Genomic DNA, 13,038 nt, shown 5'->3' on the forward strand with positions numbered 1-13,038 from the left:
AAGCAGGCCAAGACAATTTGTGCCAGGAAGTGGGAAAGGCGACTGATTCGCTTTTGCTGCCCGAGCCGTCCGGCTGCTGCTCCCGGTTCGTAAGGCCAACAAATGTCCGTTCACGAAGAAAACGGGTTTTGGCAGCTTGCGGAATTGCCCGTCTGAAGCGGCTGCCAAACGTTCGCAGGAGGACTGTCGCTTTGGCCATTCCCCGTAGTCACGTGTATTCTGTTAGGTGGACATTCCTCCGTCTGAAGCGGCTGCCAAGCATTCGCCGGGTGACAGTCGAGCAGCCGTCCTGCATCGGACAAGCGTTTGCTCCGGCCGAGGATCAGCGCAGACACGTTCAGGCAGCAGACGCAAACCAATCCATGTGGCAGCCCGATTATTCCGTCAGCAGCACCTCCACGGGCTCGCCGGCAGCGGTCAGTACATAAGACTGTCCGGCTGTTGTGGCAAAGCTGAGCAGGTACCCGCCCGGTTCGCCGCTGCGTTCAACCCGTGCCGGTTCGCCGTCCTCGCCGATCAATTTGAAGCCTTCGTCCGCACGCAGCCGGAAGGAGCGGCCAGCCAGCGAGCGGACGATCGCTCGGATGAGCCGTCCATTGGCCCACTCCAGGTCCAGCTCGAACCCGCCGCGAGCACGCAATCCGGTAACCCGCCCCTCGCTCCAGCTGCCGGGCAGCGCAGGCAGCAGCCGAATCATGCCGCCGTGGCTTTGCAGCAGCAGCTCAGTGATGCCTGCCGTCCCCGCAAGATTTCCATCGATCTGGAAAATATCAAGCTTCACCTTCGGATGCCGGTGGGCATTGGTCAAGTTGGGATGCGCACCGCCAAGCAGAGCAGACAGAAAATGATGCGCCTCCTCCGGCTCACGCAGACGCGCCCAGAAGCAAACCGTCCAGGCGCAGCTCCAGCCGGTATGCGCACCGCCGTGAGCAAGCCTTCGCTCCAGCGTGCGGCGGCATGCTTCAGCCAGCTCCGGCTCGCCCTCCAGTGTAATCTGGTCGAGCGGATGCAGCGCCACCAGATGGGCAATATGGCGGTGACCCGGCTCCACCTCCTCGAAATCGTCGGCCCATTCCTGCAGCTGCCCGTGACGGCCGATCCGGTAAGGGAGCATTTGGCCCAGCGCCTGCTCAAGCCGTTCACGGAACAGCTCATCACTTCCTAGCATCCGACTTGCCTCGATTACGTGGCTAAATAGGTTTCGCAGCAGCGCAGTATCCATTGTCGCGCCGCAGGTAACGCTGCTGGTACGGCCGTCCGGACCGATAAAGCTGTTCTCCGGCGATGTGGATGGACAAGTAACCAGCTTCCCGTCCGGACCGGCGACCAGCCAGTCCAGTCCAAACTGCGCCGCTTCACGCAGCGTCGGATACACCCGCGCCAGGTAGCTCTCATCCTGGCTGAACGCATAGTGCTCCCACAGATGCTCGCACAGCCAAGCCCCGGCCATCGGCCAAAACGCCCAGCTCGGCGAGCCGCCGACCGGCGTAGCCGTACGCCACAGATCAACATTGTGATGCGCCGTCCAGCCGCGCGCCCGGTAATGCACAGCCGCCATCCGGCGGCCCTGCTCGCGCAGTCCTTCGATCAGCTCGAACAGCGGCTCGTGGCATTCGGCCAGATGGGTCGGCTCGGCGAGCCAATAATTCATCTGTACATTAATATTAGTTGTCCAGCTGCTGCACCACGGCGGCTGCGGCTTGTCGTTCCAGATGCCCTGCAGGTTGGCAGCCTGCGTGCCTGGACGTGAGCTGGCAAGCAGCAAGTAACGGCCGTATTGAAAAAACAAGGCGGCCAATCCCGGATCATCCGCCCCGTCGCGTACGGCCAGTATACGCTCATCCGTCGGCAGCTCATCTGTGGCAGCTGTACGCTGCCCGTCTACATGCTGTCCAGCTGCCTGCTGTCCAGCTATCGACGGATGCTCTTCTTCCGCCGACGCAGCAGCCTGCTGTCCGGCTCGCGGCAGCAGGCCGCCCAATGGCCCTGCGCCGCTCCCCGCTCCCGTGGAGCTTGCCGCCGCTCCCGGCCCGAGCCGCAGAGACACCCGGCTGAACTTCGCCGCGTGCTCCTGCACATGTCGCTGCCGCAGCTGCTCATAGCCAAGCGCAGCCGCTTCGCGCAGCCGCTCGGCGCACAGCAGCTCCGGATCGCGCCCGGATCGCGCCGGGTCCGTCCGGAATCCGGCGTAGCTTGTGGCGGCGGCGATTAGCAGCGTCACCGCGCCGTTTGCCCGAACGCGAAGCCGGCCGCCGCTCGCCTCGATGCGACCCTTGTCGATCAGCGCCTGCACCGCCACAGCAAAGCCAGTGCCCCTGTCGGCCGCATACCGCACCGGATCGGCGGATTTGACCGTATTTGGCAGCACCTCAATCGGCGCTTGGCCGGTCAGCGACAGGCCGTTCCAATCGGCCTTCCGCACTTTGTATTGCAGCGGGCTGTGCAGCAGCACGGTGAAATTCATCGTCGACTCGCTCTCCAGCCGGACGACCAGCACCTGATCGACCGCGGAAACAAAAGCTTCACGAGTCCGCAGCTTGCCCCCGCTGCGGAACCGGGTGCGAGCGACCGCTTCGGCCAGACTCAGCTCGCGAAGGTAGTCCGCTACCTCGCCAGCGTCGTCAAACAACAGCTCAATATCGCCCAGCGGCTGGTAGGCGTCAATTTCCGAACCCTGCATATGCCGCTCGATCAGCTGCTCCGCTTCGGCATGCTGCCCCGCGAATATTAGCCGACGCGCCTCCTCCAAGTAAAGCTGCACATCAGGACGAACCGTATCGCGCGGCTCTCCCGACCATAACGTATCTTCATTCAGCGCCAATCGCTCCCGCTGCGCGCCGCCAAACACCATCGCGCCGAGCCGGCCGTTGCCGAGCGGGAGCGCCTCGAACCAGCTCCCGGCCGCCTGCCGGTACCACAGCGTTGATTCACTGTCTGCCATCGCCATGCTCCTCTCTGAATCCGCGAAGCTACTCGTACAGCCAATCCAGCGTCGCGACGCCGTCGTTTTTATGCTCGACATCCCGCACGCGCAGCGGCTGATCGTCAGCGATTACCCCGGCGATCACGTAGGCGCCCCGCCCAAGGTCGATCCGCTGACGCCCCGCCTCAAACCGGAATGCATGAATATTAACAGACGGATACGCATACAATCGGAAGCCCTTGCGCAGCACCGGCGCGTAACCGCCCTGATCGTCCGCATGCGTATTTTCCTCCAGGCTCGGCACCTGCAAATATTGCTCCTCCTTGGAGTTGAAATACCCGATCAGCACCTTCGACGGCTCGCTCAGCTCCAGCTCAATGGCTACGCCCTGCTTGCCTGCCTCCATTTGGCTGAAACGGACGCCCGTCAAGCCGTCCAGCTCCTCGGCGAGGCCAACAATATGAATGTCGCCGTCGGTGAAAATGCACGCTTCCTTCGTCACCGGATACGTTTCGGCCGCCGCGGTCAGCAGCTCGAACGGCGCCTGCCGATACGCAGTAATCGGCTCCTCCAAATTGCGCAGCGCCTCCGGCAGCTCGCCCGCTTGCAGCTCGCCCAGATGCGCGCGGAAGCTTTCCAGCTCCTTCTCGTACACCGGCAGGCAAGCCTGCCAGTGGCCGTATTCAAGCCCGTTGCGAATCGGCACCTTGCGCTGCGGCGTCTGCATGCTGTTGGCGAACGTATACGTGCGCGCCGTCAGCGCCGTCAGCTCGCGGTAATACACGAGGCTGCTCTCCAGATAGCCGGCCGCCTCCTCCAGCAAGTCCAGCCGCTGGAAGTAATCGTCCCGGGCCGTATGCTTGTAGGTCAAAACGAGCAGCGCAGCCCGCACCTTATCCGCGTAGGAACGCACCATCAGCCGGATCGCACGCATATCGTCTGCGAGCCGATCGAACTCCTCGCGGTCAGCCCGCACATACGCCGCAGCTCGCTTGATGGCCGCTACCGCCTGATCCGCCTGCCGCTCGCATTCGGCGATCAGCTCAGGCGGCGTTTCCCCGACATGCGGCTCGCCTCGCAGCTCCCGCAGCACGTAGTCCTCCAGCCGCTCGCCCTGCGGCGCCTGGGATTCCCACAGATCAGGCCACGGCATATGCCGCTCCGGGTTCGTCAGCTGGCTCATCGTCATCCCGAGACTCATCGTCTGCCGATTGCCCTCGGTAATGCCGAAGCGGCGCAGCAGCTTGGGCGCACACGCGCCGGACGCCTCGTACGCTTCGCGAATCGCTTCGCCCGCCTCCAGACTGCCGAACCGGCGGCCGATGACACCTGCCCAGTACACTTGCTCGGCATCCGGGTCGCGATCCGGATTCCACGCATAGCGGAACCAGGTTGAAAACCAGATCCAGTCGCGGTCCAGCTGCCGCAGACGCGGCGATGCCACATCCGGCGAATACGGCCAATCCCAGAAAAACAGCGGATACAAATGCAGGCCGTTTGACTTGAGCCGATATTTCGCCGCCTGCATGCATTTCTGGATAAAGGACGGAGCGCCGAAGCGGAACGGCTCCAGATTCGCCAAAATATGAACGTTCACAATATGCACCGAATCCAGCTCGCTGAGCCGGTGGTGAATACGCTGCCATTTGCCGCGAGGCGTGTACGTCGTCAGTGACTCCCCGTTGTACTTCGCTTCCGTGTACAGCCGCGGATACAGCGGCAGCGCAGCTTCGATCACCTTCTGCGGCTCAATCGCATGCGAGCGCAAAATGATCGGCGGCTTCTCCTTCACATCAGCGTCGCGCAGCCCCTCCAGCAGACCGGCCAAAATCGTATCGTTAAACCATTCCACCCCGTAAATTTGCCCTTGCAGCGCTTCGCCGAGGCACACCATCAGCCCGACATTCGGAAATGTGCGGACGAACGCAGCCAGCGACTTCTTATAGTAATCGCTCGTCAGCGGCAGCGGCTTCGGCTGATGCTGCTTCAAGCCGTGATGCTGGGCGAAGGGCAGCGGAATATGAATGTTGTAAAATTTCAGCACCACCCAGATGCCGCGTTTGTCCGCTTCCTGTGTAATCCAGCGGAACGTGTCGACATTAAGCGCAAACTCCTCCTCCGTTACCTCCAGCGCCTCCGGGTACTCCTCCAGCCTCACCAGCGAGGAAAACGGATGCCCGCTCCACAGGTACACAATATTGCAGCGCTCCGTCAGCATCATATCGAGGAAATCGGTCCACAGCGCCCGGTCGTAAAACCACGGAAACCGCGCGGGGGTAATCGGATATTCATAGGTCAGCCGAGGCGGCTCCACCTGCGTTTTCTGCAAGCCGATCGCCGGACCGCGCAGCGCAAACCGCGGCGCATCGCCAAATGCCAGATCGTCCGGCAGCCGTCCGGCAGCCGTCACGCGGCGCGCCAGCTCCTGGCAGCCATACAGGACGCCTGAGTCGCTGCCGCCGGAAACCGCAGTCAGACTTCCCGGACACGCGGCCAAATAAAAGCCTTCCTCCTCCGGCGCTTGCGTATGGTACAGCAGCACATCGCGTGCTTCAAGCTGCTGCAGCAGCTCCGATTCCAGTCGGTTCGCGACAAACAGCTTTGCTCCCGAAACCGTCCGGTATGTATCCCAGCGCCAGGAAGCCTCCTCCGCGCTGACCGTGTATCCGCAAGCCTCCAGCGCCTGCTTCAGCAGCTCGATCCCATAGGCAATCCGGGGCGTAGGCTGCGGCTCATAACCAATCGTGATAGCTGTCATTTCAGCCAGTCACCTCCATCGTCATTTTAAAAACAGCTCGATATCATCCCTTCAAAAACAGCTCGATTACTGGCACCGTCACATTCGGCTGCTTGACCGGAATGGACAACGTCAGCGTCGTTTCGTCGCGCCCTTCACGGAACGCGCCCTCCTCAATGCCGCTCGGCACAAAGCCTTCCTTCATGCGGATTTCGGAAGCATCGTTCAGCAGCTGGGCATACTCCACCTTGCCGGCCAGGCCGCGCAGGTGAATATTTTTGAACGGCCAGCTGTACACATGCACATACAGGCGGTTGGTGTCCGGGTTATACGTCAGGCGGCAGTCTGTCGGGCATTCGAATGCTTCCGGCGCCTGCGTGCAGCCGTAGATCGCGCGGCTGTGCCGCCTCATCCACTCGCCGATGCCCTTGAGCCGGTCCACAGCCCGCTCGTCGAATTCGCCGCGGCCGGTCGGCCCCACATTCAACAGCAGGTTGCCGCCCTTGCTGACGACATCAATCAGCATTTTGATCAGCACCTCGACGCTTTTCCACGAATCCTCCTCGCGATGGTAGCCCCATGAGCCGCTGAACGTATGGCAGGTTTCCCACACGACCCGCTTGCCGCCAACCTGCACCCAGCGAGTCGGGATGTACTGCTCCGGCGTCGTAATATCGCCGCCGATTTGCAGCCGATCGTTAAGCAGCATATGCGGCTGCAGCTCGCGAATACGCCGCACGAGCGCCTCGCTGCCCCAATCGTCCTTGCCCTTGCCGGGCAGGCCGTTTTCCTCCGGGAATGAAAAATCATAAAACATCAGATCAATTTTGCCGAACCGCGTCAGCAGCTCTTCCGTTTGCCCCAGCATATACTGGCGGTAAATCGACATATCCCGCTTGCTGCTGTCCGCAATAAACGCCTCATCCTGGCGCAGCGGATGCTTCGGATCGACCGTATAATGCGGGTGGTTCCAGTCGAGCAGCGAATAATAAAACCCGACCTTCATCCCGCGGCTGCGGAACGCGTCCACCATCGGCCGCAGCACATCGCGCCGCGCAGGCGTACGGGTCGCCTTGAACTCCGTCAGCTCGCTGTCCCACAGGCAAAAACCTTCGTGATGCTTCGTCGTCGTCACGACATATTGCATGCCTGCGTCATGGGCCAGCTGCGCCCACAGCTCCGGGTCGTACAAGTCGGGGTCGAACCGGTTGAAATATTTGCCCCCGTACCGCTCCGTGCTGGATCGCTCGCGTGATTGCAGCCATTCATGCCGCGCCCCGAGCGAATACAGCCCCCAGTGTATAAACAGACCGAAGCGATCCTGCGTAAACCACGCGCTGTCGCCGATTGTCGGCTCTACCTCGTAGGTCATGTTGTTCCTCCTTCAAAGCTCCCCGGACAGGAGCGGTGCAGAAATTTGTACGGCTGCGCCAGCGCCGGGCGTTCCAAATAGTCCGCCCTTTGCAGCAAGGCCGGATCAGTTAGGTTCTGTGCTGCCGGGATGTGAGGAACGCCGCCCCATAATCCCCGTATAGGCGACAAACGGGCCCGGCCATTCCCGCCTTGGCCGCCTGACGTGTCAAGCGGTTGGGTTCAGTTTACCGGAATGTGCCAGGCCCGATATAGGGCAATTTCACCATGTTTATAGGCGGGCGCTCCCACCTGTAACCGTATTCAACCATGTCTTGGCCATCAGCATATCGCCGAGCGGATTCATATGGATGCCATCCGTCGTCAGCTCCTTGCCCGTTTCACAGCGCAGAAATTGCAAAAATGCCTCATGGGTCGGCACCAAAATCGCCCCGAAGCGCTCGGCAAGCCGATTCACCGCCTCGACATACGGCGCCAACAGCCGGTTCCCCGTTGAATCCGGGTACTCCTTCAAAATGGTCGGCTGCATCAAAATCAGCCTGCAATCCGGCAGCGCGCAGGCTTGCTCCAGCAGCCGGCCATACACCGACTCAAAGCGCTCGACGTCGACCTGCTCCTGCTCCGGCGAATCGAGCTGCCGCCACACATCATTAATCCCGATGGAAACGGACAGCCATTGCGGCTTATGATCCAGCACATCAAGCGTCCACCGCTTCTCCAGATCCGTCACCCGGTTGCCCGATACCCCTTCGTTGATCACCCGCAGCGCAAGCTCCGGATACGTCACGGTCAGCGCGTCATGCACAAGCCGGACGTAGCTGGAGCCAAGCTTGAGCGGGTCTTTTTTTCTCCCCTTGTCCGTAATGCTGTCTCCGATAAATACGATCTTGTCATTTGCCTTAAACGGCATGGCGCAAACGCCTCCTTGCAATGCATGATTTGGTGAAAAAGGATGCGACCGCCAGCCCGTACAGCCTGCTAGCGGCCATGTTGGCGCATAGGCTTACGCCTGCTCTACGCCCGTCTGATCGGGCAGTAGTCCATCCGCGATATAACGGCTGATCATCGCCTGCAGCTCGGATCGCGCCGCAGCGCTGACCGGCTGCACAGGCAGCCGCGGTTCACCCGCAGGCAGCCCGATCAAATTCATCGTTTCCTTCAGCACCGACGGCAGCGTCCCCAGGGCAAATGCGCTGCGAAGCGCGCGCAGCTTGCGCTGCTCCAGCTCGGCTTCTTCAATCCGTCCCTGCCTCCACAGCTCGTAAATCGCCAGCACAACCTCCGGAAACACGTTGGCCGTCGCCGCAACCGCGCCCTGCCCGCCCGCCAGCAGCGTCGGTAAAATAAGTGAATCCGTACCGGCCAGCACGGCAAATTCCGGACCAGCCAGCTCCAGCAGCTGCAAGATCGTATCGAAGCTGCCGCTGCTGTCCTTAATGCCGACAATATGCGGCACACGGCTTAGCTCAGCTACCGTCTTGGGCTGCAGCGCATTGCCTGTTCGCGCAGGAATGTTATACAGCACGATCGGCAGCCTGGTAGCAGCGGCAACCGCCTGGAAATGCCCCAGCAGCTCCTGCTGGGTAAAGCTGAGAAAATAAGGCGTGATCAGGGTCAGCGCATCGACGCCAAGCTGCTCCAGCCGCTCCGCGAGACGGATCGTCTCCAGCGTGCTGACGCAGCCTGCCCCAATATACACGGGCAGCCGTCCATCTGCCTCCTCCAGCAAAATTTCGGCGATCCGCAGCTTCTCATCCGTTGTCATCGAAAAAAATTCGCCGTTCGTTCCCAGTCCGAACAAGCCGTGGACGCCCGCATTCACAAACCTGCGCGCCAGCTGCCGCAGCGCGGCCTCGTCAACCTGCTGCTCCCGGTCAAACGGCGTAATCATCGCCGGAATAATACCCTTAGGCTGTAGCATGACATATCTTCTCCCTTTTGTTTGTTTCTTGGCTGCGCTTGCTGCCACAAGCTCGCTATTGCCGCTGCTCCAGTCCGATCCCGTCCACCCGCGGCGCGAGCTCAACCGCAGCGCGGATCGCCTCGACCAGACTGCGCTCCGATGCGCGGCCAGTGCCCGCGATATCAAATGCCGTCCCGTGATCAACTGACGTACGGATCATACCTCCCCGCAGCCCGACCGTAATGTTCACGCCCTCCTCCAAGCCAAGCGCCTTGACCGGAATATGGCCCTGGTCGTGATAGCAGGCGACGACGATATCGAAGTCACCGCGCAGCGCGCGGTAAAACAACGTATCCGCAGGATAAGGCCCGGTAACGTCCACCCCTTCCGCGCTCGCGCGCGCGATGCCCGGCGCAAGCTGACGTTCCTCCTCGCCTTGCCCGAACAGCCCGTTTTCACCGGCATGCGGGTTAATTCCGCAAACAGCAATTCGAGGGCGCTCAACGCCTGCGCGCCGCAGCGTGTCATGCGCAAGCCGGATCACCCGGTACGTCCGCTCCGGCGTAATCCGGCGGACCGCTTCAATCAGACCGACATGCGTCGTCAAATGAATGACCTTCAGTCCCGGAGCGGCCAGCATCATGGAGTAATCCTCCGTTTCGGTCAAGCCGGCTAAAATCTCCGTATGTCCCGGATACAGGTAACCGCCGAGATGCAGCGCTTCCTTGTTCAGCGGCGCGGTGCAAATCGCGGCAATTTGCCCGGCGGCAGCCAGCTCAACCGCCCGTTCGACAAACCGGTAGGCGGCATCGCCCGCTGCGGCCGATACGCGGCCATACGGCAGGTCCGGCTCCAGCAGCCGCATGGACAAGCAGTCCATCACGCCCGACTTGTAGCTGCCGGCGGACGGCTCCGCGATCTCGCGCACAACCGATGTCGTCCCGATCAGACGCGCAGCCCGCTCCAGCTGGCCCGGATCGCCGACGACCAGCGGACGGCACAGCTCGTACACGTCAGGCCGCTGCAGCGCTTTCCCTATAATTTCCGGACCGACGCCTGCGGCATCGCCCATCGTAATCCCGATTATCGGCTTCATGGTCTGTTCCTCCCTGCAACTAATACATCCAGCGCCTTGAGCAGCGCTTGCTCCGAGCCAAACCCTCCCGCTTTGGTGACGACCGGCAGCTCGCGGGCTGCCGCCAGCAGCCCGGCGGGGACGCCGCTTTCCACCTCGTCCAGCACACGGAACCCAGAGGCTTTCAAGGCGGCGCATACTTGACGAGCCGTATCGCCGCCTGTCAGCACCAGCCCCCCGATGCAGTCCTGCAGCCGGGCGGCCGCTGAGCCGAGAGCGCGGGCGATCGCGTCGCCCACCTGCGCAGGGAGCAAGCCCTGCCGCCTGCCTGTCTCCTGTGCAGCCCGGATCGCTTGCTCATCTCCAGTTGAGAACAATACTGTATGGCGTCCTGCGCGCAGCGCCCGCTCCGCCTGACGGACCGCCGCCTCCAGCTCCTGCTCTCCTACCGTCTCCGCTCCCGCCAGCTTCGCGGCATCCAGCACAATGCCGCATACATCCGGCCGCTCCAGCAGCAGCTCCAGCTGGCGTCGGGTTCGGCCGCTGACGCTGCCTACGACGACCAGCACCGGCGAAACAGCCTGTGGAAGCGCATCCAATTCGTCGCTGGCCGTCTTATGCTGGACTTCATCCGTCGTGTCTCTGTCAGCCGCCGTTTGCCGGAATGCGTCGCTCCCACCGGCAGCGGTCGTTTTACGCAACGCGTCTGCTCCGCCGACAATCGCCCCTTGCCCACCTGCATCCGTACCGTCTCCGCCAGTCGCGGCTTGCCCACCTGCATCCACGCCGCTTCCGGCAGCAGTCGCTTGGCGGACTTCATCCGTCGTGTCGTCAGCCGCAGCTTGCTCCGCTGCTGTGCGCAGCGGCAAATATCCGGCCAGGCCGGCCGAGCCGACCCAGACGACCGAAGCCGCCAGCACGGCCAGGCAAGCGGCCATACGCTCCAAATGCACAGGCTCCTCCGCATCCGCCACAAGATACCGGGTTCCGGCAGCGGCCAGCCCGGCCAGCGCCTCTACCAGCTCCTGCTGCGGCTGCAGCCAGAAAGCGACCGGCAGCACCGCAATCTGCTGCTTCGTCTGACGGCGCAGCAGGTCGGGAATGTACGAATCGCGGACCGGCGTTTTCGGATCGCGGGCAAATTCCGTTTCATGCAGCGGAACGCCGTTTACGTACAGACGGCCTTCGCGCACGCACCGTCCCGCCTGCGGAAACGCCGGAGCGATCAGCACAAAATCGGGACGGAGCGCGTCGAACATCGCGTCAATTTCCGCGCCGACGTTGCCTCGCAGCGTGGAGTCAATTTTTTTAAACAAAAATGCTGCCCCGGCTCGCCGCGCCTGGCGCACGGCGTCCACCGTTTTCCGATACGCGACCGGAGGCTCCAGCGATCGGCTGTCCGTATCCCACACCCGCACCTCGGGCTTGACGCCAAATGGAGCCGGCTCGCCCGCAGTCTGCAGCAGCACCGAAACGCGCTGCCCTTGTCGCGCCAGTTGCACGCCCGTATCGCAAGCGCCGGTCAAATCATCGGCAATAATTGCAATGTTCAGGACACATCCTCCTCCCGGCCGGTCTGCGGCAGCAATTGGCGGTAGACGTCAGCAATCGCCTCTACATCCATTGGCTTTGGATTGTTGTCCATGAGCCGCCGCACCTGAAAGGCCGCTTCCGACAAGCTCTGAATATGCTGCTCCGTCACGCCAAACGCCCGCAAATTTTGCGGAATGCGCAGCTCGCGCGTCCAATCGAGCATCGTCCCGATCACGCGCTCGGCCGCTTCCGTCTCGGATAGCTCCGCGCCGCCCAAGCCCATCGCCTGCGCAGCGCGCACCAGCTTTCCGGCAATTGCATCGCGGTTAAAGGCGGTAACGTGCGGGAGCAGCATCGAATTGGCTACGCCATGCGTAATGCCGAATTTTCCGCCGAGCGGGTATGCCAGCGCATGCACGGCAGCCGTCCCGGCAGCTGACAGCGCCATCCCGCCATACATCGAGCCCAGCAGCATGGCTTCCCGTGCTTCGAGATCATCGCCTTGCTTGTAAGCGCGTACGAGACTTCCTGCTATGAGCCGCATGGACTCCAGAGCATATACATCGCTGAGCGGATTAGCCTTGTTGGAAATAAACGATTCAAACGCATGGGTAAACGCATCCATTCCTGTCGCAGCCGTAATGTCCGGCGGAAGCGACAACGTGAGCAGCGGGTCCAGCAGCACAAGCTGCGGCAGCAAATGACGGCTAACGATGCCGACCTTCAGCTCCTCCTCCGGCAGCGTCACAATGGCGTTCGGCGTCACCTCGGAGCCGGTGCCTGACGTCGTCGGAATTAGCACGGTCGGAATACCCGGCTTCGCCACACGGTCGACGCCGATCAGGCTTTGCACATCCGTCGGGTCCGTCAGCATAACGGCCAGCAGCTTCGTCGCATCAAGCACACTGCCGCCGCCCAGCCCGATGAGCAGCTCAACCGGACCGGAAGCGATTTCGGCGAATACTTCGCGGATGTTGGCAACCGTCGGCTCCGGCTTTACGCCAGTCGTATACCGGCAATGGATGCCGGACTCGCGCAGCTCGGCCATCATCCGATCCACTTCTCCGCTCTTGACCAGCGAACGCTGGGCGACGATCACGACATGGCGAAAGCTGCCGAGCAGCTGCAGTTGGGCTGGGAGCTGCCGAATTGCATGTCGCCCGAAAAGGATACGTCCCGCTGTCTGAAATTGATACAGTTTTGCGGGCTGCTCCCGTTCAGCCGCAAACCGGGCACCAGCTCCCGCTACTGCGCCTTGTTTCGCGTCCAATCCTGTTCCCTTTAATCCGCTTCCCTCGTCCCTGTCCTGCTTCTCCAAACTTTCCTTCATCATGGGCAGCGCCTCCTTGCCTCACAGGTTTGCCCCCATCCTACCGTTCCGTTCAGGGCGAAGTCAATCAAGGGCCGGCTTGAAGATGCAAATGCCCTATATATGAGAGCCAATCCCCCCCACAGAGCGCTTGAGGCCGATAGTAATCTGTTAAAAACTGCTTAGT

At 61.9% G+C, this 13,038-nt stretch carries 9 protein-coding genes; 1 reads left to right on the forward strand and 8 read right to left on the reverse strand.

Features of this window, described 5'->3' with window-relative positions:
- Positions 1 to 191: 191 nt before the first annotated feature.
- Positions 192 to 428 carry a hypothetical protein gene (locus tag AC6ROY_RS04465; RefSeq protein WP_500098822.1) on the forward strand — a complete coding sequence of 79 codons (237 nt, stop codon included), beginning with the start codon at positions 192 to 194 and terminating at the stop codon, positions 426 to 428.
- Here the strand turns inward: AC6ROY_RS04465 and AC6ROY_RS04470 are convergent.
- From AC6ROY_RS04470 to AC6ROY_RS04505, 8 genes are all read right to left on the reverse strand, one after another.
- The gene (locus AC6ROY_RS04470) at positions 377 to 2,941 is read right to left on the reverse strand and encodes a glycoside hydrolase family 95 protein (protein WP_500098823.1); all 2,565 of its coding nucleotides are present in this window, start codon (positions 2,939 to 2,941) and stop codon (positions 377 to 379) included. The two genes, AC6ROY_RS04465 and AC6ROY_RS04470, sit on opposite strands and share 52 nt — an antisense overlap.
- Before the next feature lie 28 nt (positions 2,942 to 2,969).
- On the reverse strand, positions 2,970 to 5,681 hold the full coding sequence (locus AC6ROY_RS04475; RefSeq protein ID WP_500098824.1) for a hypothetical protein: 2,712 nt from the start codon (positions 5,679 to 5,681) through the stop codon (positions 2,970 to 2,972).
- 43 nt (positions 5,682 to 5,724) lie between these two features.
- A complete protein-coding gene (locus AC6ROY_RS04480) occupies positions 5,725 to 7,032 on the reverse strand; it encodes an alpha-L-fucosidase (protein WP_500098825.1) in 1,308 nt (435 codons plus the stop codon).
- A 270-nt stretch (positions 7,033 to 7,302) separates the two neighbouring features.
- Complete coding sequence (locus AC6ROY_RS04485; protein WP_500098826.1) at positions 7,303 to 7,941, reverse strand: SGNH/GDSL hydrolase family protein; 639 nt, start codon at positions 7,939 to 7,941, stop codon at positions 7,303 to 7,305.
- Positions 7,942 to 8,034: 93 nt separating this feature from the next.
- Positions 8,035 to 8,952 (reverse strand): 4-hydroxy-tetrahydrodipicolinate synthase, encoded by a 918-nt coding sequence (gene dapA, locus AC6ROY_RS04490; RefSeq protein ID WP_500098827.1) that lies wholly within the window; start codon positions 8,950 to 8,952, stop codon positions 8,035 to 8,037.
- Between the two features lie 55 nt (positions 8,953 to 9,007).
- Positions 9,008 to 10,030, reverse strand: coding sequence for a 4-hydroxythreonine-4-phosphate dehydrogenase PdxA (gene pdxA, locus AC6ROY_RS04495; RefSeq protein ID WP_500098829.1), 1,023 nt, complete (start codon positions 10,028 to 10,030; stop codon positions 9,008 to 9,010).
- Positions 10,027 to 11,598 carry a four-carbon acid sugar kinase family protein gene (locus AC6ROY_RS04500; protein WP_500098915.1) on the reverse strand — a complete coding sequence of 524 codons (1,572 nt, stop codon included), beginning with the start codon at positions 11,596 to 11,598 and terminating at the stop codon, positions 10,027 to 10,029. The genes pdxA and AC6ROY_RS04500 overlap by 4 nt, the downstream gene beginning before the upstream one ends.
- Positions 11,559 to 12,875: an iron-containing alcohol dehydrogenase gene (locus tag AC6ROY_RS04505; RefSeq protein WP_500098830.1), complete on the reverse strand. Its 1,317-nt coding sequence runs from the start codon at positions 12,873 to 12,875 to the stop codon at positions 11,559 to 11,561. The genes AC6ROY_RS04500 and AC6ROY_RS04505 overlap by 40 nt, the downstream gene beginning before the upstream one ends.
- Between the last annotated feature and the right edge of the window lie 163 nt (positions 12,876 to 13,038).

The organism is Paenibacillus sp. sg306046, from assembly GCF_059821225.1.

What these genes read in the sequence shown, in the direction of transcription:
- AC6ROY_RS04475 (WP_500098824.1), bottom strand. Translation starts at nt 5,681, where the DNA reads ATGACAGCTATCACGATTGGTTATGAGCCGCAGCCTACGCCCCGGATT.
- AC6ROY_RS04470 (WP_500098823.1), bottom strand. Translation starts at nt 2,941, where the DNA reads ATGGCAGACAGTGAATCAACGCTGTGGTACCGGCAGGCGGCCGGGAGC.
- AC6ROY_RS04480 (WP_500098825.1), bottom strand. Translation starts at nt 7,032, where the DNA reads ATGACCTACGAGGTAGAGCCGACAATCGGCGACAGCGCGTGGTTTACG.
- dapA (WP_500098827.1), bottom strand. Translation starts at nt 8,952, where the DNA reads ATGCTACAGCCTAAGGGTATTATTCCGGCGATGATTACGCCGTTTGAC.
- AC6ROY_RS04485 (WP_500098826.1), bottom strand. Translation starts at nt 7,941, where the DNA reads ATGCCGTTTAAGGCAAATGACAAGATCGTATTTATCGGAGACAGCATT.
- AC6ROY_RS04505 (WP_500098830.1), bottom strand. Translation starts at nt 12,875, where the DNA reads ATGATGAAGGAAAGTTTGGAGAAGCAGGACAGGGACGAGGGAAGCGGA.
- pdxA (WP_500098829.1), bottom strand. Translation starts at nt 10,030, where the DNA reads ATGAAGCCGATAATCGGGATTACGATGGGCGATGCCGCAGGCGTCGGT.